General features: G+C 69.2%; 22 protein-coding genes. 11 read left to right on the top strand and 11 right to left on the bottom strand.

The window, feature by feature from the left end; genetic code table 11:
- Positions 1–52: 52 nt before the first annotated feature.
- From JMJ55_RS03825 to JMJ55_RS03805, 5 genes are all read right to left on the bottom strand, one after another.
- Complete coding sequence (locus tag JMJ55_RS03825; protein WP_202824141.1) at positions 53–985, bottom strand: calcium-binding protein; 933 nt, start codon at positions 983–985, stop codon at positions 53–55.
- A gap of 312 nt (positions 986–1297) precedes the next feature.
- A complete protein-coding gene (locus JMJ55_RS03820; protein ID WP_202824140.1) occupies positions 1298–1711 on the bottom strand; it encodes a Rieske (2Fe-2S) protein in 414 nt (137 codons plus the stop codon).
- Positions 1712–1715: 4 nt separating this feature from the next.
- Complete coding sequence (locus JMJ55_RS03815) at positions 1716–2825, bottom strand: amidohydrolase family protein (protein ID WP_202824139.1); 1110 nt, start codon at positions 2823–2825, stop codon at positions 1716–1718.
- The gene (locus tag JMJ55_RS03810) at positions 2822–3892 is read right to left on the bottom strand and encodes an amidohydrolase family protein (RefSeq protein ID WP_202824138.1); all 1071 of its coding nucleotides are present in this window, start codon (positions 3890–3892) and stop codon (positions 2822–2824) included. Before JMJ55_RS03810 ends, JMJ55_RS03815 begins: the two co-directional genes overlap by 4 nt.
- Positions 3893–3901: 9 nt before the next feature.
- Positions 3902–4705: a shikimate dehydrogenase family protein gene (locus JMJ55_RS03805; RefSeq protein ID WP_202824137.1), complete on the bottom strand. Its 804-nt coding sequence runs from the start codon at positions 4703–4705 to the stop codon at positions 3902–3904.
- An 83-nt stretch (positions 4706–4788) separates the two neighbouring features.
- Here JMJ55_RS03805 and JMJ55_RS03800 point away from each other — a divergent pair, with 83 nt between their 5' ends.
- A complete protein-coding gene (locus tag JMJ55_RS03800) occupies positions 4789–5565 on the top strand; it encodes a 3-ketoacyl-ACP reductase (protein WP_202824136.1) in 777 nt (258 codons plus the stop codon).
- Positions 5566–5582: 17 nt separating this feature from the next.
- Here JMJ55_RS03800 and JMJ55_RS03795 read toward each other — a convergent pair whose 3' ends face one another.
- Both JMJ55_RS03795 and JMJ55_RS03790 read right to left on the bottom strand, forming a co-directional pair.
- The gene (locus JMJ55_RS03795; protein WP_202824135.1) at positions 5583–6716 is read right to left on the bottom strand and encodes a zinc-dependent alcohol dehydrogenase family protein; all 1134 of its coding nucleotides are present in this window, start codon (positions 6714–6716) and stop codon (positions 5583–5585) included.
- Positions 6717–6726: 10 nt separating this feature from the next.
- Positions 6727–7704: a Bug family tripartite tricarboxylate transporter substrate binding protein gene (locus JMJ55_RS03790; RefSeq protein ID WP_202824134.1), complete on the bottom strand. Its 978-nt coding sequence runs from the start codon at positions 7702–7704 to the stop codon at positions 6727–6729.
- A gap of 121 nt (positions 7705–7825) precedes the next feature.
- On the opposite strand from JMJ55_RS03790, the gene JMJ55_RS03785 reads away from it, so the two are divergent.
- Both JMJ55_RS03785 and ggt read left to right on the top strand, forming a co-directional pair.
- A complete protein-coding gene (locus JMJ55_RS03785; protein ID WP_202824133.1) occupies positions 7826–8950 on the top strand; it encodes a glycoside hydrolase family 5 protein in 1125 nt (374 codons plus the stop codon).
- Between the two features lie 11 nt (positions 8951–8961).
- Positions 8962–10572 carry a gamma-glutamyltransferase gene (gene ggt / locus JMJ55_RS03780; RefSeq protein ID WP_202824132.1) on the top strand — a complete coding sequence of 537 codons (1611 nt, stop codon included), beginning with the start codon at positions 8962–8964 and terminating at the stop codon, positions 10570–10572.
- On the opposite strand, the gene JMJ55_RS03775 is transcribed toward ggt, so the two are convergent.
- Positions 10566–11207, bottom strand: coding sequence for an MBL fold metallo-hydrolase (locus JMJ55_RS03775; protein WP_202824131.1), 642 nt, complete (start codon positions 11205–11207; stop codon positions 10566–10568). The two genes, ggt and JMJ55_RS03775, sit on opposite strands and share 7 nt — an antisense overlap.
- A gap of 97 nt (positions 11208–11304) precedes the next feature.
- On the opposite strand from JMJ55_RS03775, the gene JMJ55_RS03770 reads away from it, so the two are divergent.
- The 6 genes from JMJ55_RS03770 (at position 11305) to urtE (ending at position 17812) form a co-directional block, all read left to right on the top strand.
- Positions 11305–12225: a DMT family transporter gene (locus JMJ55_RS03770; protein WP_202824130.1), complete on the top strand. Its 921-nt coding sequence runs from the start codon at positions 11305–11307 to the stop codon at positions 12223–12225.
- 200 nt (positions 12226–12425) lie between these two features.
- A complete protein-coding gene (gene urtA, locus JMJ55_RS03765; protein WP_407927518.1) occupies positions 12426–13670 on the top strand; it encodes an urea ABC transporter substrate-binding protein in 1245 nt (414 codons plus the stop codon).
- 49 nt (positions 13671–13719) lie between these two features.
- Entirely contained in the window at positions 13720–15288 is a 1569-nt protein-coding gene (gene urtB / locus JMJ55_RS03760) for an urea ABC transporter permease subunit UrtB (RefSeq protein ID WP_202824128.1), read from the top strand.
- 41 nt (positions 15289–15329) lie between these two features.
- A complete protein-coding gene (gene urtC, locus JMJ55_RS03755; RefSeq protein WP_407927525.1) occupies positions 15330–16379 on the top strand; it encodes an urea ABC transporter permease subunit UrtC in 1050 nt (349 codons plus the stop codon).
- Entirely contained in the window at positions 16376–17113 is a 738-nt protein-coding gene (gene urtD, locus JMJ55_RS03750; protein ID WP_202824126.1) for an urea ABC transporter ATP-binding protein UrtD, read from the top strand. Before urtC ends, urtD begins: the two co-directional genes overlap by 4 nt.
- A gap of 3 nt (positions 17114–17116) precedes the next feature.
- Positions 17117–17812 carry an urea ABC transporter ATP-binding subunit UrtE gene (urtE, locus tag JMJ55_RS03745; RefSeq protein ID WP_202824125.1) on the top strand — a complete coding sequence of 232 codons (696 nt, stop codon included), beginning with the start codon at positions 17117–17119 and terminating at the stop codon, positions 17810–17812.
- Positions 17813–17851: 39 nt separating this feature from the next.
- On the opposite strand, the gene JMJ55_RS03740 is transcribed toward urtE, so the two are convergent.
- The 3 genes from JMJ55_RS03740 to JMJ55_RS03730 form a co-directional block, all read right to left on the bottom strand.
- Positions 17852–18748, bottom strand: a complete 897-nt coding sequence (locus JMJ55_RS03740) for an MBL fold metallo-hydrolase (RefSeq protein ID WP_202824124.1) — start codon at positions 18746–18748, stop codon at positions 17852–17854.
- Positions 18749–18801: 53 nt separating this feature from the next.
- Positions 18802–19332, bottom strand: a complete 531-nt coding sequence (locus JMJ55_RS03735) for a GNAT family N-acetyltransferase (protein ID WP_202824123.1) — start codon at positions 19330–19332, stop codon at positions 18802–18804.
- A 156-nt stretch (positions 19333–19488) separates the two neighbouring features.
- Positions 19489–20688, bottom strand: coding sequence for an amidase (locus JMJ55_RS03730; RefSeq protein WP_202824122.1), 1200 nt, complete (start codon positions 20686–20688; stop codon positions 19489–19491).
- A gap of 139 nt (positions 20689–20827) precedes the next feature.
- Between JMJ55_RS03730 and JMJ55_RS03725 the strand changes: the two genes are divergently transcribed.
- Positions 20828–21637 carry a ferredoxin--NADP reductase gene (locus JMJ55_RS03725; RefSeq protein ID WP_202824121.1) on the top strand — a complete coding sequence of 270 codons (810 nt, stop codon included), beginning with the start codon at positions 20828–20830 and terminating at the stop codon, positions 21635–21637.
- Positions 21638–22015: 378 nt separating this feature from the next.
- Positions 22016–23731: an MFS transporter gene (locus tag JMJ55_RS03720; RefSeq protein ID WP_236033343.1), complete on the top strand. Its 1716-nt coding sequence runs from the start codon at positions 22016–22018 to the stop codon at positions 23729–23731.
- The last annotated feature ends 55 nt before the right edge of the window (positions 23732–23786 follow it).

Below are 23786 nucleotides of genomic sequence, written 5' to 3'. Positions count from 1 at the left end.
TTCAGGAGTAATAGACGCCCTTTCCGCCCCTGCCGCGCGGAAGGATACGGGCTCAGCCAAGAAACACGTCATCGGCGGAGATGCCGCGGACGCCCAGGAGTTCGATCTCGACCGTCACGCCTGGCACGGGCTGCGGATACTCGGGCGGTGGCAAATTGAACTGGGAGTATACCTGCACGATGGTCCGGTCGCCTTCGACCTCGTAGCGGACCTGCATCCGGTTGCCGTCCTCCGGGCTGACCCGGAAGGCCGCGTTGCCGATGAATACCGGTGGTGGCGTATCCAGGGGCATGAAGATGCTGCGGTAGCCCGAAAGGTCGAGCAGGTCCTGATCGGCATGCCGGAAATCGGTGACGACATCCCGGTTGCCGGGGCCGACGCCGCTATCGAGGGTGAAGCCGGCGCTACCCTCACGCCCGAACAGGAAGCGGTCCGCGCCTGCGCCGCCGGTCAGGGTATCAGGATCGTATCCGCCTTGCAGCGTGTCCTTCCCGAAGCCTCCATTGATGGAATCCTTCCCGCCCCCGCCCCGGATGCTGTCCCGCCCCGTGCCGCCATGGAGCAGGTCGCCGTCATCCAGTGCCTCGAAACCCTCGGCGCCTGAAGGGCTTGGCGGCCCGTAGCCCCAGCCAATGATGGTATCGTTCCCCGAGCCCCCGAAAGCGGTGTCCTCGCCGTATCCGCCTTGGACCAGGTCGTCGCCACCACCGCCCAGGAGCAGGTTGTGGCCAGGCGTGTCGCCATATTCCACCGGGTTCGGGCCGCCTCGCGAAGCATCGCCGACGACGCGGTCATTCCCGGCGCCACCCGAGACGAGATCGTCGCCCGCACCGCCAAACACGCTGTCATTGCCGTCGCCGCCGAAGACTGCGTCCCAGCCCTCGAGACCGTCCAGCGAGTCGGCGCCACCGAAACCGGCCAGCCAGTCCTGGCCCTTCGTTCCGGGCAAAGTATCAGGACCGGATCCGCCAAATCGGATGCTCATTTCGGTTCCCTCCGGATGGCCCATTCTTTTGCATGGGTCTTGCTTCTCAATAATCCGGTGGTCACCCTCCCCGCATTCCTTTTCCGGTGGGTCATCGTGCCGGGCGGGCTTCAAGTCTGTTTGACCGCAACCGCGGCACGGCAACCAACCTCAACGAGGTTCGCAGCCTCCATCAGGACACCGTCGCTGGACGACTTTCGCCGAAGGCGCCTGGGATAAAGGCCTCAAGCCCTCAAGTACCCGCACGAATCCATTGATTCAGGGGCAAAGAAGCGGCTCGGCTTCAAGGGATTTGAGGTGGTTGGGCGGAATTCAGGCGTCCACAACCACGTAGTCATCCTCGACCTTCACCGGGAAGGTCTCCGCCACATACGGACCTTCGACCAGCGCCGCGCCGGTGGTCACCTGGGCGGGAAACTGCCGCACCTGAACCCGCTTCGGGTCGAACCAGGACTTGCCGGTGCGGATGTCGAATTCCCAGTAATGCCAGGGACAGCGGATCATCTCGCCCCTGCGGGCATAGTGATAGACGCCCGGCTCCCGGCTCTCGACATGGCCGGAAACCAGCCCGGCGCAGAGGCTGCCGCCCTGATGCGGGCAGCGGTCGCTCAGTGCGTAGAATTCGCCGCCCAGGTTGAAGACGACGATCCGCTTCCCCTCGGCCTCGACCAGCTTCCGCCCGCCGGCGGGAATCTCGCCTACCGGTGCCACCACGATGCGTGCCACGGCCCTAGAACCCGTAGAGCGCCCGCGCATTGCCCCCGTAGATCCCGCGCCGCCGCTCGGCCGGGATTACGCCGGGGATGGCCGCGCGGGGATCGTCGAAATCCCAATGCGGGTAGTCACTGGCGAAGAGGATGTGGTCCCAGCCCACCCATTCGCAGATATCGAGGATATGCTGCCCCCGCTCCGGCTCCTCCATCGGCTGGGTCGAGACCCAGATGTGGTCGCGGATATATTCGGAGGGCGCGCGCTTCAGATGCGGCACCTCCGACTTCAGGTGCCGCCAGTGCTTGTCCAACCGCCATCCGACCGAAGGCAGCCAGGCGAAGCCGCATTCGATCAGGATGATCTTGAGGCCCGGGAAGCGCTCGAACACGCCCTCGGTCACCAGGGAGATCACCTGGTTCTGGCAGGAGGTCGCGTGCTCGCTCACCTCCTCGATATAGAAGGAGGGCCACCCGCCATTGGTCATCGCCCAACCGCTATAGCCGAAGGCATGGAAGGCGACCGGCAGCCCGGCCTCCACCGCCGCCTCATAGATCGGCCAGTAGCGCGGGTTGCCGGCCGGCTCGGCCGTGCGGCTCATCATCAGGACCTGGCAGAAATTCGGGTCGCCCGCGCGCTTGCGGATCTCGGCTGCCGAGGCCTGCGGGTCCTCATAGGGCACGACCACGCTGCCGCGCAGCCGGGGTTCCTTCCGCAGCCAGGCCTCGAGCTGCCATTCGTTCACCGCATGCGCCATAGCGACGGAGAAGGCATTGTTCCGGTCCCCCTGCCCGCTCGGCTGCAACGGATTCAGCACGCCGTAATCGATCCCGTAATTGTCCAGCAGCTGAAAGCGCAGGAAATCGAGGTCGGAGGCCGGCGTCCCGCCATTCGGTGGCCAGGCATCGCGGCGGGAAGCCAGCGGCTGCGCCTTCGGGAAGGGCGGCTGGCCGCCGGTGAAGCCGTGCCGGGCCCGCATCCCCCAGGTCTGCAGGTGTTCCCACCAGCGGTCGCTGAGGAAGGGCTTGAAGTCCTCGATGCGGTGCGGCCGCGGGTGGATGTCCACATCCACCAGCCCCAGCGTGGCGGCGGCGGGCTTGCCGGGGGCGGCAATCGGCTGGATCACATTCATGCCACGACTCCTTCGCGCAGGCGCCCATAGGTGGCGAGCGGGTTGTCCCGCATCAGCTTCGGCCAGAGGCTTTCCGGGATGCCGGGCGGCATCGCCGCATCCCCGTCATATTGCCAGTGCGGCCAATCCGAGGCCCAGAGCAGCAACGCATCGGAGCGCAACTGGTCCATCACCCGCTGGACGATCGCGCCATCCTCCGGCGCATCCAGCGGCTGGACGGTCAGCCGCACCTGGTCGCGGACAATCTCGGTCGGCAGGCGGTCCACCCAGGGCACTTCGAAGCGCACGCCCTTCCAGGTCTTCTGCAGGCGCCAGAGGAAGCTCGGCAGCCAGGTCACGCCGGATTCCAGCAGCACCACCCGGAGGTCGGGGAATTTCGAGAAGGCGCCCTCGGTGAGGAGGCTCGCCAGGGTGCTCTGGAAGGCCTGCTGGTTGGCGGCATATTCCTCGAGATAGTAGCTGGTCCAGCCGACCGAGGTCTGCGGGTGCCGATAGGCGCTGCCGGCATGGATGCCGAGCGGCAGCCCATGCCGGACGCAGGCCTCGAGGATCGGCCAGTATTGCCGGCGACCGAGCGGCATCTCGCCCATGACCAGCACCAGCACCTGGACGAAGCGCGGATCAGGCGCCAGCCGCTCAATCTCGGCGACCGAGGCTTCGATGCTTTGCAGCGGCAGGACGATGGAGGCCCGGAGCCGTGGGTCGCGGTCCAGCCACTCCGCCCGGGTCCAGTCATTGAGCGCCCGGGTAAAGGCCGCCGCCATATCCTCGTTGAAGACCAGCTGCACGCCATAGAGCGGGTTGAGGATGCCCAGATCGGTCCCGAGCCGGTCCAGCGACTGGGCCTGGAGCAGCCCGACCGTGGCCGCGCCGCGCCCATCCTCGCTGCGCCAATCCTCCCGGATCGTTTTCGGCGAGCGGACCGGCCAGGACTGGGTATCGAGGGTGGTGATCCCCCGCTCCTCCACCTGGTCGCGCCAGAACTCGTCCATATAGGGGGTCAGGGCCCGCATTCCCGGCACCATCGGGTGCAGGTCGCAATCGATCGGGCGGAAGCGGCTGAACATCGCCTGTCGTTATCCTCCCCAGCCGGCGACGCCCAGGAAGGCGGCGGCCAGCCTCGCCTGGCCTTCGAACATGGCCCGGCCGGAGACCATATCACACCCCTTCGCCGCGGCGGCGTCCAGCAGCGGCGTGCGTTCGGGGTTCGGAATCACATCCGCGACCACCTGGCCCGCCGAGAGGCGTCCCGGATCGAAAGGCAGCGGATCGCCAGCGCGGAGGCCGAGCGGCGTCGCATTTACCACCAGCCCCTGCCCTGCCGGGTCGGGCAGCCCCGCCGCCGCCCGGCAGGCGGGGAAGGCGGCGGTGATGGCCTCCGCCAGCGCCTCCGCCCGGCCCGGAGCGGTGTCCGAGAGGAGAAGCTCGGCGGCCCCGGCCCGCGCCAGGGCGAAGGCAATGGCCCGGCCAGCGCCGCCGCAGCCGAGTTGCAGCACGCGCTGCCCCGCTGGCTCCTGGCCTGCGGCGCGGAGGCCGGCGACGAAGCCCTCGCCATCGAACATGTCGCCCTCGAGCCGCCCGTCCGGCAGCCGCCGCACCGTGTTCACCGCCCCGGCCAGCCGCGCATGCGGCCCGAGCAGGTCCAGGAAGGGCAGCACCGCCTGCTTGTGCGGCATGGTCAGCACCATGCCGTCGAGGTTGCGGGTGGCGGCCAGCCCCGCCCAGGCGGCGGCGAAATCCGCCGCCCGCACCTCCATCGGCACGAAGGCGGCGTCCAGCCCGAGCCGGGTGAATTCCGCATTCCACAGCGCCGGCGAGCGCACCGGCGCGATCGGATCGCCGAGGATGGCGAAGAGCCTGGCCGCACCGGTGATCGGCATTCCGCGTCCCCCCCCCCTGCCCCGGCTGGACGCCGCCTGGGGCGGGCCGCATCCTGGCGCCGAAGCGGGGGAGGAGGAAGGGCATGGCGAGCGGCAAGCGGCCGGTGGCGCTGGTGACGGGCGCACGACGCGGCATGGGGGCGGCGATCAGCATCGCCCTCGCCCGCGCCGGCTACGACATCCTCGGCGTGGACCGGGAGGTGGAGGGCGCACGCGAGACCGGCCGGGCCGTGGTCGAGGCCGGCGGCGATTTCGACTTCCGCTTCTGCGACCTCTCGGACCCGGAGAAGCTCGCCCCCCTCGCCGACTGGGCCTGGAGCATGGGCGGCGGGGTCGAGGCGGTGGTGAACAATGCCGGGGTCGGCACCATGGTCCGCGGCGACATGCTGGAGCTCTCGCCCGAGAGCTGGGAACGGGCCCTGGCGGTCAATACCCGCGCGCCCTTCTTCCTCACCCAGGCCCTGGCGCGGCGGATGGTCGCCGCCGATGCGCCGCAGCGCGGGCCGCGCGGCATCGTCTTCATCACCTCGGCCAATGCGATCCTGGCGAGCGAGGATCGCGCCGATTACAGCGCCAGCAAGGCCGCGCTCTCGATGGTCGCGCGCTGCTTCGCCCTCCGCCTCGCCGAGGATGGCATACCGGTCTATGAGGTCCGGCCCGGCGTCATCCGCACCGCCATGACCGAGCAGGTCGCCGAGCGCTACACCCAGCGGATCGCGGCCGGCCTCTCGCCGATCCGCCGCTGGGGCGAGGCGGAGGATGTGGCGCGGGCGGTGACGGGGCTCCTCTCCGGCGTCATCCCCTTCTCCACCGGCGATGCCTTCCATGTGGACGGCGGGCTGCATATCGGGCGGCTGTAGCTGCCCGATGCGGCGCCCTACCCGTTCGGCCGCAGCATCTGGCGCAGGACGGCACCCTCGGCCAGGCGGTCGAAGCCGGCATTGATGCCGTCCAGCCCGAGCGTGCCGGATTTCAGCCGCCCGACCGGCAGCGCGCCCCGGCGATAGAGGCCGAGGAAGCGGGGGATGTCCCGCTCCGGCACGCAGCTGCCCATATAGCTGCCGAGGATGCTCTTCTCATCCGAGACGAGCCCGGCATGCATGTAGCTGAACTGGGCGCCCTGGGCCGGCAGCCCGGCACTGACCACGCTGCCGCCGCGGGCGGTGATGGCATAGGCGAGTTCCAAGGCCCGGATCTGCCCGGCGGTCTCGATCGCGGTATCGACCCCGCCGCCGGTCGCCGCCCGCACCTGCTCGGCGCAATCGGGATCGGTGGCGAGGAAGGTGTCGGTCGCGCCCCATTGCCGGGCGAGGCCGAGCTTCTCCGCGCTGGTATCGATGGCGATGATCCGCTCCGCCCCGCCGGCGACGGCGGCAAACAGCGCGTTCATCCCGACGCCGCCGAGCCCGACCACGGCGATGCAGTCGCCGGCCCGCATCCCGGCGGTATTCAGCACCGCCCCCGCCCCGGTCATTACCGCGCAGCCGAAGATCGCGGCCTCATCGAGAGGGATGTCGCGGTCGATCCGCACCATCGCCCGCCGCGCCACTACGGCATACTGGGCAAAGAGCGAGAGGCCGCTGCCATGGTTCACGCTCTCGCCGTTCAGCCTTCGGATGCGCCGCGCGCCGGAGATCAGGGTGCCGGCGCTGCGGGCGGCGAAGCCGCTCGGGCAGATATTCGGCCGGCCTCGCACGCACCAGCGGCAGGTCCCGCAGGAGGTGACGAAGACCGTCACCACATGGTCGTCGGGCTTGAGGTCGGTGACGCCCTCGCCGCATTCGCGGACGATGCCCGCCCCCTCATGCCCGATGACGACCGGCAGCGGCCGCGGCCGGAGGCCCTCGATCGCCGAGAGGTCAGAATGACAGAGGCCGGCGGCGGCGATCTCGATCAGCACCTCGCCGGGGCCGGGACCGTCCAGCTCCACCTCCTCGACCTCGAGCGGACGGCTCTCGGCATAGGGGCGCGGCCGGCCCTGTTCGAACATGATGGCGGCCTGCATGCGCATCGGTCGGGTCCTATTCGATATGGATGTTGGCGATCCGCGCGACCTCGCGGTTGACCTCGATCTCGCGCGGGATGCGGGCGCGGAACTCGGCCGGTCCATCGCCTTCCACCGCGCCGCCCGATTCCTCGATGCGCGCGACGATATCCGGCCGGCGCAGCAGGCCCTTCACATCGGCGGCGATGCGGGCGACCAGCGCCTCCGGCAGGCCGGCCGGGCCGATGAAGCCGTACCAGGGCGAGGTGTCGCGAATCTCCACCCCCTGCTCCGCCATGGTCGGCACATTCGGGAAGGCGGGGCTGCGGCGCGGGGCGGCGATGGCGATCGGCCGCAGCTTGCCGTCGCGGGCCAGGCCGATGGCGCCGGACAGGGTGGAGAAGGTGAAGGGCACCCGCCCGCCGATCACGTCCTGCAGCGCCGGGTTGGCGCCGCGATAGGGTACATGCGTCAGCTCGATCCCGGCGGCACGCATGAACATCTCGGTGGCGAAGTGTCCGGAGGTGGCGACGCCGGAACTGGCCGAGGCCATGCCAGGCTGGCGCTTCGCCGCCGCGATCACATCGGCGAGGCTGCGATAGGGCTGGCCCTCCCCGGTGAAGAGCACGGTCGGGGAGGAATAGATGACGGCGATCGGACTGAAATCCCGGATCGGGTCGAAGGGCTGGCGGGCGAAGACCGCCGGGTTGCTGGTGAGGTTGCTGGTCGAGAGCAGCAAGGTATAGCCGTCGGGCGCCGCTTTCGCCGCTGCCTCAGCCGCGATGTTCTGTGAGGCGCCGGGTCGGTTCTCGATCACGAGCGGCTGGCCCCAGAGTTGCTGCAGCGGATCCTGCAGCAGCCGCGCGGCGAAATCGGTCGGGCCACCGGCCGGGAAGCCGACCAGCAGGCGGATCGGCCGGTCCGGCCAGGCGGGTTGGGCCTGGCTGGGTCGGACATGGGCGGCCGAGGCCAGCAGCGCGCCGGACCCGGCGAGCAATCTCCGACGGCTGGGCATGGCGTTTCCCCTTCGGTCTTGTTGCGGGGAGCATTCGCCGAGCCGCCCGGCCCGTCAAGCGAGGGCGGCATCCCAAGCCCGGGCGCGACAGCCCGGCGCCGGCATTCTATAACGGCCGCGCATGAAGCGCCGCTCCGCCCTCGCCCTGCCATTCGGCCTGCTGGCCGAGGGCTGTTCCCTGGCGCCGCCCGAGGATCTCGACGCGCCGGAGACGCCCTGGCCGGTGCCGGCGCATTACCCGCAGCATTTCCGCACCTATGGCAACACCATCATCGATGGGGCCGGCCTGCCGCGCATCTTCCGCGGCGTCGCGGCGCCGGATGTGCTCTGGCTGTCGCAGCGGCAGGACGAGAAGCTCGGCCGCTTCAACCGCGACCTGTTCCGCGCCGCCGCGGAGTGGCGGGCTGATCTGGTGCGGATCTCCATCATGCCCGCAGTGCTGCGCTTCCAGGGAGAGGCGGTGATGTTCCGGGTGCTGGATGCGGCGGTCGCCTATGCCCGCCGCTACGGCCTCTACCTCGTGCTCTGCTTCCACTCGATCGGCTTCCCGCCGGACGGGCGCTATACCGATCTGCGCGATCCCTTCTACGGCGATCTCTACGCCACGAGCGGTGCGGAGATGTATCGCTTCTGGCAGGCGGTCGCCCGCCGCTATGCCGGCAACCCGGTCGTCGCCTTCTATGAGCTGTTCAACGAGCCGACGACGGTCAATCTCGACCGCACGCCGTCCAACGAGCCGGGCATCGCGCCCTGGCTGCGCTGGCGCGACTTCACCGAATCCCTGGTGGATGCGATCCGGCTGGTGGATTTCCGCAAGCCGATCATCGTCGGCGGGCTGCAATACGGCTACGACCTGTCCTTCGCGCCGCAGGCGCCGGTGCGGCGGGACAACATCGTCTACGCCACCCACCCCTACGCCAATTCCGACTGGCGGATCGGCTGGGAGGAGGCCTTCCTCGCCCCGGCCCGGCAGCTGCCCGTGATCGCCACGGAATTCGGCTGGCACGAGACGGATCATCCGGAATCCGCCTATCGCGGCGCCGGGCGCTACCGCGAGGCGATCTTCCAGGCCTTCGACCGCGCCCGCATCGGCTGGCTCGCCTGGTGCTTCTCCCACAGCTTCACCCCGGCCCTGCTGCAGGATGCGCGCAGCTACCGCCCGACCGAATACGGGCTGGTGGTGCTGAACGCGCTGCGCGAGCGGGCGCCGCCGCTCCCCCCCGTGCAGCCGCGCTTCGTCACCTGAGGAGACCGACCATGTATCCCCCGCCCCGGTCGCATCGCCCGCTCCTCATGGGCCGCCATGGCGCGGTCGCCACCAACCATCCGGTCGCGACTCAGGCCGGGCTTGATACGCTGCGGGCCGGCGGCAATGCGATGGATGCGGCGATCGCCGTCTCCCTGACCCTCGGCGTGGTCGAGCCGCATATGTCGGGCCTCGGCGGCGACGGCTTCTTCCATCTCTGCGGCGCGCGCGGCGAGGCCTCCTGCATCAATGCCACCGGCGCCGCGCCGGCCGCCGCAACGCCCGAACGCTATGAGGCTGCGGGCGGCATTCCGGTGCAGGGGTCGCTCAGTATCTCCACCCCCGGCCTGCTGGCCGGCCTCACCCTGCTGCATGCGCGGCATGGCACTCTGCCCTGGGCCCGGCTGGTGGCGCCGGCCGAGGCGGCGGCGCGGGAGGGTTTCGCCACCACCCATGCCTACCGGCATTTCGCCGGTGACAATCTCGGCCGGTTGAGGCCGGACCCGGTCAGCACAGCCCGCTTGCTGGACGATGGGGCACCGCCGGCGCTCGGCGCGCTGGTGGTGCAGCCGGAACTTGCCGCGACGCTGGCCTTGATCGCGCGTGAGGGGGCGGAGGGCTTCTATCGTGGCGTCCTTGCGACCCGGATCACCTCCGGCATCGCTGCCGCCGGCGGGCTGGTCACCAGCGCCGATCTCGCCGCCTGCACGGCCGAGGAGATGCCGCCGCTCCGCATCCCCTATCGCGGCTTCGAGCTGCGGCAGACGCCGCCCAACTCTACCGGCTTCACCTTCCTCCAGATCCTGCGGATTCTGGAGCGCTTCGATCTCGCGACACTCGGCCGCGACAGCGCCGCACTGATCCACCTGATGGTCGAGGCGAAGAAGCGCGCCTTCCTCGACCGCGAGCGCCATGGGTCCGACCCACGCGCCGCCGCGATCCCGCTGGACCGCCTGCTCTCGGCGGACCATGCCGCAGCGCATGCGGCGGCGATTGACCTCCACCGGGCGGCCGAGTTGCCGCTGCGGCCGATGGCGGAGAGCGACACCACCTATTTCTGCATCCTCGACGCGGCAGGGAATGGCGTCTCGGCTATCCAGTCGCTGAACTCGGCCTTCGGCAGCGGCGTCACGGCCGGGGATACCGGCATTCTGATGAACAACCGCATGGCCTATTGGCATCTCGACCCCGGGCATCCGAACCGGCTGCGGCCTGGGCAGCGGGTGCGGCATACGATGAATGCGCCGGTGGTGCTGCGCGACGGGCGGATCTGGGCGATGTTCGGCACGCCAGGGGCGGACAATCAGGTGCAGGTGAATGCGCAGATCCTGGTCGCGCTGGCGGATTTCGGGCTGGACCCGCAGCAGGCGGTGGAGGCCCCGCGCTGGACCAGCAGCCAGCCGGGCCAGGCGGCGAATTACCCCCATGGCGGCGATTCGGTGCTGACGCTGGAGGCCGGGCTGGCTGGGGCGGCGCCGGAATTGGAAGCGCTCGGCCACCGGGTGCGGGTCGTGCCGCCGCTGGAAGGCCCGTGCAGCGTCGCCGCCATCCGGCTGCTGGAGAACGGCGTTCGCATGGCCGCCAGCGATCCGCGTCGCGACGGCTGGGCCGGGGCCTACTGATCCCGCAGGAACGGGTTCCGCTGCCGCTCATGCCCGAAGGTCGAGCCCGGGCCATGGCCGCAGAGGAAGGAGATGTCGTCGCCAAGCGGCAGCAGCTTGCCATGGATCGCCGCCAGCAGCGCCGCATGGTCGCCATAGGGGAAATCGGTCCGCCCGACCGAGCCGCGGAACAGCACATCGCCCACCACCGCGACGCGGAGCGTGGTGTTCACGAAGCACAGATGGCCCGGCGTATGGCCGGGGCAGTGCAGCACCTCGAAGCTCTCGCCGCCGATCTCGACGCTGTCGCCTTCCTCCAGCCACCGGTCGGGCACCAGGTCGCGGGCGGGGAAGCCGTATTGGGCGCCCTGCTGCGCCAGCCCCTCCAGCAGGAAGGCGTCGCGCCGGTCGGGGCCGATGACCGGGGGTGTGCCCGGCAGCGCCTCCTTCAGCTCCGCCGCGCCGCCGGCATGGTCGATATGGCCATGGGTCAGCAGGATGCTGCCGATGCTGATCTTCAGCTCGGCGATGGCGCCGAGGATGCGCTCCACCTCGCCGCCCGGATCGATGACGCAGCCGGCCCCCGTCGCCTCATCCCAGAACAATCCGCAATTCTGCTGGAAGGGCGTGACGGGGAGAATGGCGGCCTTGAGCATCGGGTGATCCTGGCTGGGGGCGGGCGACCCTAGGCAGGGGTCGGCGCCGGGGCAAGCGGGCTGGACGCCGGCCGGCCGGGACCGCAGCTTGCGCGCCATGCCGGAATCGTCCCGAGGCGGCGCCCTGCCGCCCTATGCCGTTGCCCTCATGCTGCTGCTCTGCGCCGTCTGGGGCCTGAACATGGTGGCCATCAAATTCGCCAGCCGCGGCGTGCCGCCCGTCTTCCAGGCGGCGCTGCGGTCCCTCATCGCCACGGTGCTGCTGCTGGCCTGGTGCCGCTGGCAGGGCACCGACCTCAGCGGCTGGCGGCGGCGGGACTGGCTCTTGCCCGGGGGCTGGGCCGGGCTGCTCTTCGCCCTGGAATTCGTCGCCCTTTTCATTGGGGTCGGCCTCACCACCGCCTCGCGCGCTGTGGTCTTCCTGTATGGCGCGCCCTTCTTCGTGGCGATCGGGGCGCATTGGCTGATCCCGGAGGACCGGCTGACCCTGGCGAAAGGCGTCGGGTTGACGGTCGCCTTCGGCGGACTGGTGCTGGCCTTCGCCGAGGGGCTGCGCGGCCCGGCCGGGCCGGCGGCGTTGCTGGGCGATGCGCTCTGCCTGCTGGCCGGCGCGCTCTGGGGCGGGACGACGGTGCTGGTGAAGGCCTCGCCGCTGCGGGCGGCGCCGCCGCTGCTGGTGCTGCTCTATCAGCTCGCCCTCTCGGCGCCGCTGCTGCTGCTGGCCTCGCTGCTGTTTGGCGAGGCTTGGCGGATCGCGCCCGATCCGCTGGCGATCGGCGCCCTGATCTATCAGGCGGCCGGGATCGCGGGCGCCAGCTACGCCGCCTGGTTCTGGCTGGTCTCCCGCCATTCCGCCTCCCGCCTCGCTGCCTTCAGCGTGCTGACGCCGATCTCGGGCGTGGCGGCCGGGGCGGTGCTGCTGGGGGACCGGCTGGGCAGCCTGTTCGGCGCGGCGGTGGCGCTGGTGGCAGTCGGTCTCTGGCTGGTGAACCGGCCTGCCCGTTCCGCTCGCGCCTGATGTCGAAACGATAGCGCATTGCCTAGAAAGGGGGCAGTTCCGGTTCCGGCCTTGGCAGCCTCCGCTCCCGCCGGCGGTGGCACGACTCTCGCAAGACAGTGAGTGCATCCCGGCACCCGGCAAGGGTGATGCGGCTGCGCGCCGCCACAGGCCCAACGGCGCCGGCAGGACAAGGCCGGGCTCGAAGGAAGGAAAAACTGGTGACTGCCTCCACCCCTGCCCTCACCCGCCGCTCGGCCCTGGCCGGCCTCGGTGCCGCGCTCGCCCTGCCTGCCATCCGCCCGGCCTTCGGCCAGGGCGCCCCGATCAAGGTCGGCGTGCTGCACTCCCTCTCCGGCACCATGGCGATCAGCGAGACCGCGCTGCGCGACACCGTGCTGATGATGGTGGACTGGGTGAACTCGAAGGGCGGCGTGATGGGCCGCAAGGTCGAGGCGGTGGTGGTCGACCCGGCCTCCAACTGGCCGCTCTTCGCCGAGAAGGCACGCGAGCTGCTCCAGGTCCACAAGGTGGACGTGACCTTCGGCTGCTGGACCTCGGTCTCCCGCAAGTCCGTCCTGCCGGTCTTCGAGGAGCTGAACGGCATGCTCTTCTACCCCGTGCAATACGAGGGCGAGGAGGAGAGCAAGAACATCTTCTACACCGGCGCCGCGCCGAACCAGCAGGCGATCCCCGCCGTCGAGTACCTGATGTCGAAGGACGGCGGCGAGGCGAAGCGCATCGCCCTCCTCGGCACCGACTATGTCTACCCGCGCACCACCAACCGCATCCTGCGCGGCTTCCTGAAGTCGAAGGGCATCGGCGATGCCGACATCATGGAGGAGTACACCCCCTTCGGCCATTCCGACTGGCAGGGCATCGTCGCCCGGGTGAAGCGCTTCGCCGGCGAGGGCAAGAAGACCGCCATCGTCTCCACCATCAACGGCGACGCCAACGTCCCCTTCTACCGCGAGCTCGGCAACCAGGGCATCAAGGCCGAGGACATCCCCTGCGTCGCCTTCAGCGTCGGCGAGGAAGAGCTGGCCGGCATCGACACCAAGCCGCTGGTCGGCCACCTGGCGGCCTGGAACTACTTCATGTCCGTCCCCGGCGCGCCGAACACCGAGTTCAAGCAGCTCTGGCAGAGCTACATCAAGAACCCGAAGCGCGTCACCAACGACCCGATGGAAGCCACCTACACCGGCTTCCGCATGTGGACCCAGGCCGTCGAGAAGGCCAAGTCCACCAAGGTCGACGATGTCCGCGCGGCGATGATCGGCCAGAAGCTCATGGCCCCCTGCGGCTATGAGGAGGAGATGCTGCCGAACCATCACCTCTCGAAGCCGGTCCTGATCGGCGAGGTGCAGGGCGATGGCCAGTTCAACATCGTCTGGAAGACGCCGAATGCGGTGAGGGCGGAGAACTGGTCGCCCTTCATCCCCGAGAACGCGAACCGGCGCCGCTGATCCTGGGGGCGGCGCCGGGCCTGCCGGCGCCGCCCTTCCGAAGGGCATCATGAAGCATTTCATACTGGTCTTGGGCGTCCTGCTCTGGCTGGCCTTGCCAGCCCGGGCGCAGGACGCCTTCACCGCCGCCCTGCCCGGCCTCGCCGGCGGCTTCGGCGACATCGCTACTTCGGTCGAGCAGCTCGGCACGGCCGGCGACCCGCGCGCCCTGCCGCTGCTGCGGGCCTTGCAGGAAGGCAAGCTGCAGAAGGCGCCGGATGGACGCATCCTGCTGCCGCAGGGGGCAGACCTCGCCGATGCCGCGACCGGCCAGCCGGCCGATGCCGCCGGCGCCGAGACGGTGCGGCTGAACAACCGGGTGCGCCAGGCGCTCCGCGGCGCGCTGGGCCGCTTGCAACTCGTCTCGCCCGATGCGGCCGAACGTGCCGCCGCCGCCGATGCGATCTTCCGCAGCCGCAGCGCCGATGACGTGAAGCCCCTCCAGACCGCCATTGCGCGCGAGTCGGATGCCGGCGTCCGGGCCCGGATGGAACTGGCCCTCGCCGCGGCGCAGCTCGTCGCTCCCGATGAGTCGGCCAAGCGCGACGCCATCGCGCGGCTCGGCGCCGCCGGCACGGTCGAGGCCCGGGCGCTGCTGCTGGAAGCGCGCACCGCTAATCCGGGCCTCATCACCGCCATCGATGTCTCGATCGCCAGCATCGAGCGGACGCTCAGCCTCCGCCAGGCGGCGGAGACGCTGTTCCAGGGCCTCTCGCTCGGCTCGGTGTTGCTGCTGGCCGCACTTGGGCTGGCCGTTACCTTCGGCGTCATGGGCGTGATCAACATGGCGCATGGCGAATTCGTCATGCTCGGCGCCTATGCCACTTTCATGGTGCAGGAGGCCTGCCGCGGCATCCCCTGGCTCGCCCCCTGGTCGCTGCCCCTCTCCGTCCCCGCCGCCTTCCTCATCGCCGCCGCCGCAGGTGCGGCGCTGGAGCGCGGGCTGATCCGCCACATCTACGGCCGCCCGCTCGAGACGCTGCTGATGACTTTCGGCGTCGGCATGATCCTCCAGCAGGCGGTGCGCCTGGCTTTCGGCGCGCAGAACCGGGAGGTCAGCTCGCCGCCCTGGATGCAGGGCACGCTGATGCTGCCGGGCGGCATATCGGTCACGCAGAACCGGCTCTGGATCATTGTCTTCGGCATCGCGGTGCTGCTGCTGGTCGTGGCGGCCATCCGCTTCACCCGCTTCGGGCTCGAGATGCGGGCGGTGGTGCAGAACCGGCGCATCGCCGCCACCATGGGCATCCGCACGGGTCGGGTCGATGCGCTGACCTTTGCGTTTGGATCGGGCATCGCCGGCATGGCGGGCGTCGCGCTGAGCCAGATCGACAATGTCTCGCCCAATCTCGGCACTGGCTACATCATCGACAGCTTCATGGTGGTGGTCTTCGGCGGCGTCGGCTCGCTCGCTGGCACGCTGGTCGGCGCGCTGACCCTCGGCGTGGTGAACAAGGTGCTGGAGCCCTATGCCGGCGCGGTGCTCGCCAAGGTCTTCGTCCTGGTCGCCATCATGCTCTTCATCCAGCGTCGCCCGCGCGGGCTCTTCGCGCTCAAGGGAAGGGCCGCGGAATCATGAGTGCATCCCTCGCCGCCCCCGCCCCCGGCGGCTTCGGCCGCATGAGCTTGCGGCTGGTGCTGATCGGGGCGCTGCTGCTGCTCGCCCTGCTGCCGGTGCTGAACCGGCTGCCGGCGGACAGTGCGCTGCATGTCTCGGACTTCATCGTCTCGGTCAGCGGCAAATGGATCACCTATGCGATCCTGGCGCTGGCGATCGATCTGGCCTGGGGCTATGCGGGCATCCTCTCGCTCGGCCATGGCGCCTTCTTCGCCCTCGGCGGCTATGCGATCGGCATGCATCTGATGCGGCTGATCGGGCCGCGCGGCGTCTATGGCCACCCGACCCTGCCCGATTTCATGGTCTTCCTCGGCTACAAGGAATTGCCCTGGTATTGGTCGGGCTTCGACCACTTCCCCTTCGCCATCCTGATGGCTGTGGCGGTGCCGGGGCTGCTGGCGGGTATCGTCGGCTTCCTTGCCTTCCGCAGCCGTATCACCGGCGTCTATCTCTCCATCATCACCCAGGCGCTGACTTATGCGCTGATGCTGGCCTTCTTCCGCAACGACATGGGCTTCGGCGGCAATAACGGCTTCACCGACTTCAAGGAGCTGTTGGGGATGCCGTTGAACACCCCCTCGGCGCGGAGCACGCTGTTCTATGCTTCGCTGCTCCTGCTGCTGGGCGCGCTCTGGCTCTGCGGCTGGATCGCGCGGTCGAAGCTCGGTCGGGTGCTGGTAGCGATCCGCGATGCCGAGAGCCGCGTGCGCTTCCTCGGCTATGACGTGACGCAGCACAAGCTGTTCGTCTTCGTCCTCTCGGCGATGATCGCCGGCCTCGCCGGCGCGCTCTATGTCCCGCAGGTCGGCATCATCAATCCCGGCGAGTTCAGCCCGGGCAACAGCATCGAGGCGGTGATCTGGGTCGCAGTCGGCGGGCGGGGTACGCTGGTCGGCGCGCTGCTCGGCGCCTTCTCGGTCAATGCGCTGAAGACCTGGCTGACGACCGTCGCGCCCGATCTCTGGCTCTTCGCCCTCGGGGGGCTGTTCGTGGCGGTGACGCTGTTCCTGCCGCGTGGCCTGATCGGCCTCTTCTCGAAGGCAGCCAAATGAGCGAGGCGGTTCTCTATCTCGACGGCGTCTCGGTGGTCTTCGACGGATTCCGCGCACTGAACAATCTCTCCCTCATCGTCGAGGCGGGGGAGCTGCGCGCCATCATCGGCCCGAACGGCGCCGGCAAGACCACGATGATGGACGTCATTACCGGCAAGACCCGGCCGACCGCCGGCGTCGTGCGCTTCCGCGAGCACGATCTGACAAAGATGGACGAGGCGACCATCGCCAATCTCGGTATCGGCCGGAAATTCCAGAAGCCGACGATGTTCGATGCGCTGACCGTCTTCGAGAATCTGGAGCTGGCGCTGAAGGCCCCGCGCGGGCCCATGGCCTGCCTGCGCTGGACCCTCTCGGGCGAAGCGCGGCGGCGGATCGAGGCGGTGATGGAGGAGGTCGGGCTCTCCGCCCGGGCGCATGACCGTGCCGCCATCCTCTCCCATGGCCAGCGGCAATGGCTGGAGATCGGGATGCTGCTGATGCAGGACCCCGAGCTGCTACTGGTCGATGAGCCCGTCGCCGGCATGACCGACCAGGAGACGGAGCATACTGCCGCCCTCCTCGTCCGCATCGCCGGGCAGCGCAGCGTGGTCGTGGTGGAGCACGACCTGGAATTCGTCCGCGCGCTGGGCAGCAAGGTCACTGTGCTCTGCGAGGGCACGATGCTCTCCGAGGGCAGCATCGACCATGTGCAGAACGACCCGCGAGTCATCGAAGTCTATCTGGGGCGCTAGTCCATGCTCAGGGTCGAGACCATCGATCTCTCCTACGGCGCCTCGCGCTGCCTCCGCAGCGTCTCACTGGAAGCGGATCCGGGACGCATCACCTGCGTGCTGGGTCGGAACGGCGTCGGCAAATCCTCCCTGATGCGGGCGATCGTCGGGCTGGAACGCATCCAGGGTGGCCGCATCCTGTGGGAAGGCAAGGACGTGTCCGGCATGGCGCCGGCCGAACGCGCTCGGGCCGGCATCGGCTATGTGCCGCAGGGGCGGGAGATTTTCCCCTTCCTGACGGTGCAGGAGAATCTGGAAACGGCGCTCGCCGCGGCGCCGCGCGGCAGCAAGGTGCCTGAGGAGGAGATCTTCAGCCTCTTCCCCATCCTGAAGCAGTTCCTGAAGCGCCGCGGCGGTGATCTCTCCGGCGGTCAGCAGCAGCAGCTTGCCATTGCCCGGGCGCTGATGGCGCGGCCGCGGCTGCTGATCCTCGACGAGCCGACCGAGGGCATCCAGCCTTCCGTCATCAAGGACATCGCCCGCGTCATCCGCCTTCTCGCGCGGGAGAAGAATTTCGCCGTGGTGCTGGTCGAGCAGTATTTCGAATTCGCCCGCGAGCTGGCCGACCGCATCGCCGTCATGGTGCGCGGCGAGGTGGCGCTCGGCGGCCCGGTGGAGGCGCTGGAGGACGAGGCGGTGCGGCGGCTACTGACCGTCTGACGCGTGATCGCCGAAGGCCGGAACGGCCGGAGGCGCGAATCACCCGTCGGAACCATTCATCCCGCCGCGCAATACCACCGGAATCTTCATATAGCGCACGCCATTGCGCTCGGCCGGCGGGAAGCGGCCGGCGCGCATATTCACCTGGATCGAGGGCAGTAGCAGCAGCGGCGTGGCGAGCGTCGCATCCTTGCCCTCGCGCAGCGCGACGAACTCCTCCTCGGTCATCCCGTCCCGCACATGCGGGTTGCGGGCGCGCTGCTCGGCGACGGTGCTTTCCCAGGCGAAATGGTCGCGGCCGGGCGCCTTGTAGTCATGTGCGGTGAAGAGCTGCGTCCCGGGCGGCAGATCCAGGAGCCGGCGGATGCTGCGCCAGAGGGTCCTTGCATCGCCGCCTGGGAAGTCGCAGCGGGCGGTGCCGTAATCAGGCATGAAGAGCGTATCGCCGACGAAGGCGGCATCGCCGATGCGATAGGCGATGCAGGCCGGGGTATGGCCGGGAACATGGATCACCTCCGCCTCCAGCCCGCCGATCGCGAAACGCTCGCCATCGGTGAAGAGCCGGTCGAAATCGCCGCCTTCCGGGATCAGGTCGGCGGCGTCGAAGACCGGGCGGAAGATCGCTTGGACATCGCGGATATGCTCGCCGATGCCGATCCGGGCACCGGTGCGGGCCTTGATATAGGGTGCCGCCGTCAGGTGGTCGGCATGGACATGGGTCTCGAGCACCCAGGCCAGCTGCAGCCCTTCGGCCTCGGCAGCCGCCAGGATAGCATCGGCGCCAGCGGTATCGGCGGTGCCGGCGCGGTTGTCCCAGTCCAGCACCGGGTCGATCACCGCGCCCTCGCGGCTCGCCGGATCCCAGACCAGGTAACTGACGGTATTGGTCGCCCCGTCGAAGAAGGCCCGGACCATCGGGCCTGCAGATGTCGCCATCGCACCCTCCGCCACCGCTGCGGCGGCGATGATGCGCGCCCGGCGCTGAAATGTCAGCCGGGAAGGTCGCGATCGGCCGTGCCGATGCCCCGCTGCATGAAGACCAAGTCGACCCAGCGGCCGAATTTCATCCCCGCCGCGCGCAGCACCCCCGCCCGACGGAAGCCGAGGGAGAGGTGCAGGCCGATGGAACCGACATTGTCGCTGTCGCCGATCAGCGCGACCATTTGGCGGAAGCCGGCCGCCGTCGCCCGTTCCAGCAGCGTCGCGACCAGCGCCTTGCCTACCCCTTGGCCGCGCACATCGTCGCGGACATAGATGCTGTCCTCCGCGGTGTAGCGGAAGGCGGAGCGATCACGGAATTGGGTGAAGTAGGCGAAGCCGATAATCCCCTGCCCTTCCTCGCCCTCGGCCTCGGCCACCAGCCAGGCCCAGCCATGCTGCCGCACATCCTCCAGCCGCGCCGCCATGGCCTCGGCCCCGGGCGGCACCTCCTCGAAGGTGCCGGCGCCATGGAGCACGTGATGCGCATAGATGGCGGTGATCGCCGGCAGGTCGTTCGGGCCGGCATCACGGATGATCATGCGGGTGTCCCTGCGACAGCGTTTCGAATGCCTCTGCCTCCTAAACGCCGCCGGCAGCAACAGCAAGCATCAGACCGCCTTCGCCTGAGCACAACATAGATGACAGCGGCATAGGTTTGTATTTGGTTGCATTCTCCATGTCGGACCTGAAGGCTGCTAGCCATCCAGGCCCAGCGCGCCCGCCAGCCGTTCCGCCAGCGCCAGAAGGGCACGGTCCCGCCCCGGACCGGCGATCAAGGAGAGGCCGACCGGTGCCCCCTCCACCTTGCCGACGGGCAGCGAGACCTCCGGCAGGCCGGCGAGGCCGGCGATGGCAGTGACGCCCATCGTCCGCTCCCGCACCGCATTCTGCTCGGCCATGCTGGCGCCGAGCTTCGGCGCCGGCACCGGCGAGGTCGGGTAGGCCAGCACCGCGCCGCCGGCGAGAAGCGAGCGCATCCGGGCCTGGAAGCCGCGGCGGAAGGCGCGGCCGGCCGCAGCCTTGGCCGGGTCCATCGCCTTTGCCGCGGCGAAGCGTTCGCGCACCCCGGGGCCGAATTCCGGCCCGACCGCCTCGATCCAGCTGCCGAGCGTGGCCCAGGCTTCCTCGGCCTGGGCGCAGCGGAAATGCTCGTAGAGCGCGTCCAGCCCCTCCGGCGCCAGGTCGACGCGAAGCGCCCGGCCGAGCAGCTCCTCCAGCCGCAGCATCGGCTCGGCCAGTGCCACCACCGTGCCGGGAACGGCATTGATCCAGGCATCGTCCACCTTCAGCAGCGGGCCGAGCGCGCCGCCGGCGGCATCCTCCGGCAGCAGCACGGCACCGACCCGGGCGAGGATGGCGGCGCGGCCCGCGAACCAGCCAGGGGTGTCGAAGCTCGGGCCGAGGCCACGGGCGCCGGCCAGGCTGATGGCGCCCCAACTCGGCCGGATGCCGAAGATGCCGCAATAGCTGGCCGGGATGCGGACCGAGCCGCCGGTATCGGAGCCAAGGGCGAAATCCACCAGCCCCGCCGCAACGGCCGAGGCCGAGCCGCAGGAGGAGCCGCCGGGAAAGCGGTCCGGCGCCGCCGGGTTCCGCGGCGTCCCGTGCCAGATATTCTCGCCCGTCAGGCCATAGGCCAGCTCCACCGTCTTGGTCTTGCCGCGGAGGCTGGCGCCGGCCTGCAGCAACGCCTGCACCACCGGGGCAGTGGCGGCAGCCGGCGGGTTGGTGCGGGCCCAGTCCGGATTGCCATAGCTCGTCGGACTGCCGGCGATGTCGAACAGGTCCTTCACCGCAAAGCCGAGGCCGGCCAGCGGCCCGGCCGGCGCGCCGTCGATCTCCAGCCGGGGGCCGGGGATGAAGGGTCCGTCGATCTCACTCAGGGCATCCGCCATCCTCTGGCCTCCCGCCGTCACATCCGGCGTGATCCTGCCCCGCGCCTTCGCCTCTGGGGAAGGCCAATCTCATCGGGCATGGCTGGCCCGATCAAAGCGGTGTTGCGCTTTCCGCCGCAGCGCAGCATCTAGGCCTGCCATGGACGCCATCGCCCCTCGCCCCCTCCAGACGATTCCGCCCGCCTTCTTCGGGGAGCGGGTCACCTGGGTGCATCACTGGACCGACCGTCTCTTCTCCTTCCGCTGCACGCGGGATCCCTCCTTCCGCTTCGTCGCCGGCCAGTTCGCGATGATCGGGCTGATGGTGGACGGCAAGCCGCTGGTCCGGGCGTATTCGGTGGTGAGCCCGCCTTGGGAGGAGGAGCTCGAATTCCTCTCCATCAAGGTGCAGAACGGCCCCCTCACCTCCCGCCTGCAGCATATCCAGCCGGGCGATACGGTGCTGATCGGCAAGAAGCCGACCGGGACCCTCCTGACCGAGAACCTGCTGCCCGGCAGCACGCTCTGGCTGCTGGCGACCGGCACCGGCCTCGCCCCCTTCATGTCCCTGATCCGGGAACCGGACGTCTATGAGCGCTATGAGCGCGTGGTGGTCTGCCACACCGTCCGTGAGGTGAAGGAGCTGGCCTACCGCGACTACATCACGGGGGAGCTGCCGCAGCACGAATTCCTCGGCGAGATCCTGGCCGGCAAGCTGCTCTACTACCCGAGCGTGACGCGGGAGCCCTTCCCGACCCAGGGCCGGATCACGACGCTGATCGAATCGGGCCAGGTCTTCTCTGACCTTGGCCTGCCGCCGCTTTCGACCGAGCGGGACCGGGTGATGCTCTGCGGCTCCGAGGCGATGAATGCCGATGTGAAGGCCATGCTGGAGGCGCGCGGCTTCGTCGAGGGCTCGAACAACGCGCCCGGGACCTATGTGGTCGAGAAGGCTTTCGTGACGAAATAGGCCGTCAGCGTCGCCGGTCGGCTACTCCTGCGCGAAAATCAGCGGAAGCGTCTGATCTTTCTGAAATTCCGCTAATGATTCCTTCATGTATGAGCTGCTCGTTAACCGGCTCAGATAGTGCCGCTGCCTGAGCTGCCGGGAGGTTTCCCGGCCATCATGGATCGGACTGAACCGCGGGCTGCGGCCCGGCACGCGCTGCCCCAATCTCCGCCCTGCGGAATCCTTGCCCAAACCTAAACCCGCTGTCATTTTGTTGATAGTTGAGCTCCGGCCGCGCCTTACGGAGATTGTGTTCCAGGGGGAGAACGGGAGTCCGCTGGACTTCCGCTAGCCCATGGGCACGAACCCGGCGCCCGGGGCCGGGGGAAAGGGCAGGAAATGAGCGCGCATACCGCAGCAACGACCACCGGCGCCAAGGCGCCGCCGATGACGAAGGAGGAGCGGAAGGTCATCCTGGCCTCCTCCCTCGGTACCGTCTTCGAATGGTACGACTTCTACCTCTTCGGCTCGCTGGCCGCCGTCATCGGGGCGAATTTCTTCAACCCGCTGGGCGCCGATGGCCAGCCCATGTTCAACGAGGCGACGCGCAACATCTTCGCCCTGCTGGCCTTCGCCGCGGGCTTCCTGGTGCGGCCTTTCGGCGCCCTGGTCTTCGGCCGGCTCGGCGACCTGGTCGGGCGGAAATACACCTTCCTCGTCACCATCCTCATCATGGGCGGCTCGACCTTCATCGTCGGCATCCTGCCCACCTCGGCCAGCATCGGCATCTCGGCGGCCGTGATCCTCATCATCCTCCGCATGCTCCAGGGCCTCGCGCTCGGCGGCGAGTATGGCGGCGCCGCGACCTATGTGGCGGAGCACGCGCCGAACGGGCGACGGGGCTTCTACACCTCCTTCATCCAGATCACGGCGACGGCGGGCCTGTTCCTCTCGCTGCTGGTGATCCTCTTCACTCAGCTCGCCCTGGGCGATGCCGCCTTCCGGGCCTGGGGCTGGCGCATCCCCTTCCTCGTCTCCATCGCACTCCTCGGCATCTCCGTCTGGATCCGGCTGCAGATGGAGGAGAGCCCGGCCTTCAAGAAGATGAAGGCCGAGGGCACCGGCTCCAAGGCGCCGCTGAGCGAGGCCTTCGGCCAGTGGAAGAACGCCAAGGTGGCGCTGCTGGCGCTGCTCGGCCTGGTCATGGGCCAGGCGGTGGTCTGGTATACCGGCCAGTTCTACGCCCTGTTCTTCATGGGCAGCGTGCTGAAGGTCGATGGCTTCACCACCAACATGCTGATCGCCTGGTCGCTGCTGCTGGGCTCGGGCGGCTTCGTGCTCTTCGGCTGGCTCTCCGACAAGATCGGCCGCAAGCCGATCATCCTCGGCGGCTGCCTGCTCGCGGCGCTGACCTATTTCCCGCTCTTCAAGCTGCTGAGCGCGGAGGCCAATCCGGCGCTGCACAAGGCGCATTCGGAGATCTCGGTACAGATCGTGACCGACAAGAGCACCTGCTCCTTCCAGTTCAACCCGACCGGCACGGCGAAATTCACCGAGCCCTGCGACCTGGCCAAGGCCGCGCTGGCCCGCGCCTCGGTCAACTACACCGTCGAGGAGGCCGCTCCCGGCACGCCGGCCGCCGTCCGCATCCAGGGCGGGCAGCTGCTGCAGGCCAACTCGCCGAGCTTCGCCCGTGACCTCGGCGCGGCGCTGACGGCCGCGGGCTACCCGGCCGCCTCCAACCCGACCGTCGTGAAGATGGCGAACCCCTTCGACATCTTCCGCGAGCAGCCGGCGGTGCTGATCGGCGTGCTGACCATCCTGGTGATCTACGTCACCATGGTCTACGGCCCGATCGCCGCGGCGCTGGTCGAGCTCTTCCCGACCCGCATCCGCTACACCTCCATGTCGCTGCCCTATCATATCGGCAATGGCTGGTTCGGCGGGCTGCTGCCGGCGACGAGCTTCGCCATGATCGCGCAGACCGGCGACGTCTATTACGGGTTGTGGTACCCGATCGTGATCGCGGGGCTGACCGTCGTCATCGGCGCCTTCTTCGTGCCGGAGACCAAGAACCGCGACATCTTCAACGACGCGTCCTCCGCCCAGCGCTGACCGGCGCCAAGGGTATCCGCCAGGGGCGCCGGGGGTATTCCCCGGCGCCCTTTTT

The sequence above is a fragment of the Belnapia mucosa genome, assembly GCF_016775475.1.
GTDB lineage: Bacteria > Pseudomonadota > Alphaproteobacteria > Acetobacterales > Acetobacteraceae > Belnapia > Belnapia mucosa.
This window is presented reverse-complemented; position numbering and strand designations above follow the sequence as displayed.

What these genes read in the sequence shown, in the direction of transcription:
- JMJ55_RS03725 (WP_202824121.1), top strand. Translation starts at nt 20,828, where the DNA reads ATGGACGCCATCGCCCCTCGCCCCCTCCAGACGATTCCGCCCGCCTTC.
- JMJ55_RS03770 (WP_202824130.1), top strand. Translation starts at nt 11,305, where the DNA reads ATGCCGGAATCGTCCCGAGGCGGCGCCCTGCCGCCCTATGCCGTTGCC.
- JMJ55_RS03810 (WP_202824138.1), bottom strand. Translation starts at nt 3,892, where the DNA reads ATGTTCAGCCGCTTCCGCCCGATCGATTGCGACCTGCACCCGATGGTG.
- JMJ55_RS03740 (WP_202824124.1), bottom strand. Translation starts at nt 18,748, where the DNA reads ATGGCGACATCTGCAGGCCCGATGGTCCGGGCCTTCTTCGACGGGGCG.
- urtB (WP_202824128.1), top strand. Translation starts at nt 13,720, where the DNA reads ATGAAGCATTTCATACTGGTCTTGGGCGTCCTGCTCTGGCTGGCCTTG.
- ggt (WP_202824132.1), top strand. Translation starts at nt 8,962, where the DNA reads ATGTATCCCCCGCCCCGGTCGCATCGCCCGCTCCTCATGGGCCGCCAT.
- urtC (WP_407927525.1), top strand. Translation starts at nt 15,330, where the DNA reads ATGAGCTTGCGGCTGGTGCTGATCGGGGCGCTGCTGCTGCTCGCCCTG.
- JMJ55_RS03805 (WP_202824137.1), bottom strand. Translation starts at nt 4,705, where the DNA reads ATGCCGATCACCGGTGCGGCCAGGCTCTTCGCCATCCTCGGCGATCCG.
- JMJ55_RS03720 (WP_236033343.1), top strand. Translation starts at nt 22,016, where the DNA reads ATGAGCGCGCATACCGCAGCAACGACCACCGGCGCCAAGGCGCCGCCG.
- JMJ55_RS03785 (WP_202824133.1), top strand. Translation starts at nt 7,826, where the DNA reads ATGAAGCGCCGCTCCGCCCTCGCCCTGCCATTCGGCCTGCTGGCCGAG.
- JMJ55_RS03775 (WP_202824131.1), bottom strand. Translation starts at nt 11,207, where the DNA reads ATGCTCAAGGCCGCCATTCTCCCCGTCACGCCCTTCCAGCAGAATTGC.
- JMJ55_RS03790 (WP_202824134.1), bottom strand. Translation starts at nt 7,704, where the DNA reads ATGCCCAGCCGTCGGAGATTGCTCGCCGGGTCCGGCGCGCTGCTGGCC.
- JMJ55_RS03815 (WP_202824139.1), bottom strand. Translation starts at nt 2,825, where the DNA reads ATGAATGTGATCCAGCCGATTGCCGCCCCCGGCAAGCCCGCCGCCGCC.
- urtE (WP_202824125.1), top strand. Translation starts at nt 17,117, where the DNA reads ATGCTCAGGGTCGAGACCATCGATCTCTCCTACGGCGCCTCGCGCTGC.
- urtD (WP_202824126.1), top strand. Translation starts at nt 16,376, where the DNA reads ATGAGCGAGGCGGTTCTCTATCTCGACGGCGTCTCGGTGGTCTTCGAC.
- JMJ55_RS03735 (WP_202824123.1), bottom strand. Translation starts at nt 19,332, where the DNA reads ATGATCATCCGTGATGCCGGCCCGAACGACCTGCCGGCGATCACCGCC.
- JMJ55_RS03795 (WP_202824135.1), bottom strand. Translation starts at nt 6,716, where the DNA reads ATGCGCATGCAGGCCGCCATCATGTTCGAACAGGGCCGGCCGCGCCCC.
- JMJ55_RS03825 (WP_202824141.1), bottom strand. Translation starts at nt 985, where the DNA reads ATGAGCATCCGATTTGGCGGATCCGGTCCTGATACTTTGCCCGGAACG.
- JMJ55_RS03800 (WP_202824136.1), top strand. Translation starts at nt 4,789, where the DNA reads ATGGCGAGCGGCAAGCGGCCGGTGGCGCTGGTGACGGGCGCACGACGC.
- JMJ55_RS03730 (WP_202824122.1), bottom strand. Translation starts at nt 20,688, where the DNA reads ATGGCGGATGCCCTGAGTGAGATCGACGGACCCTTCATCCCCGGCCCC.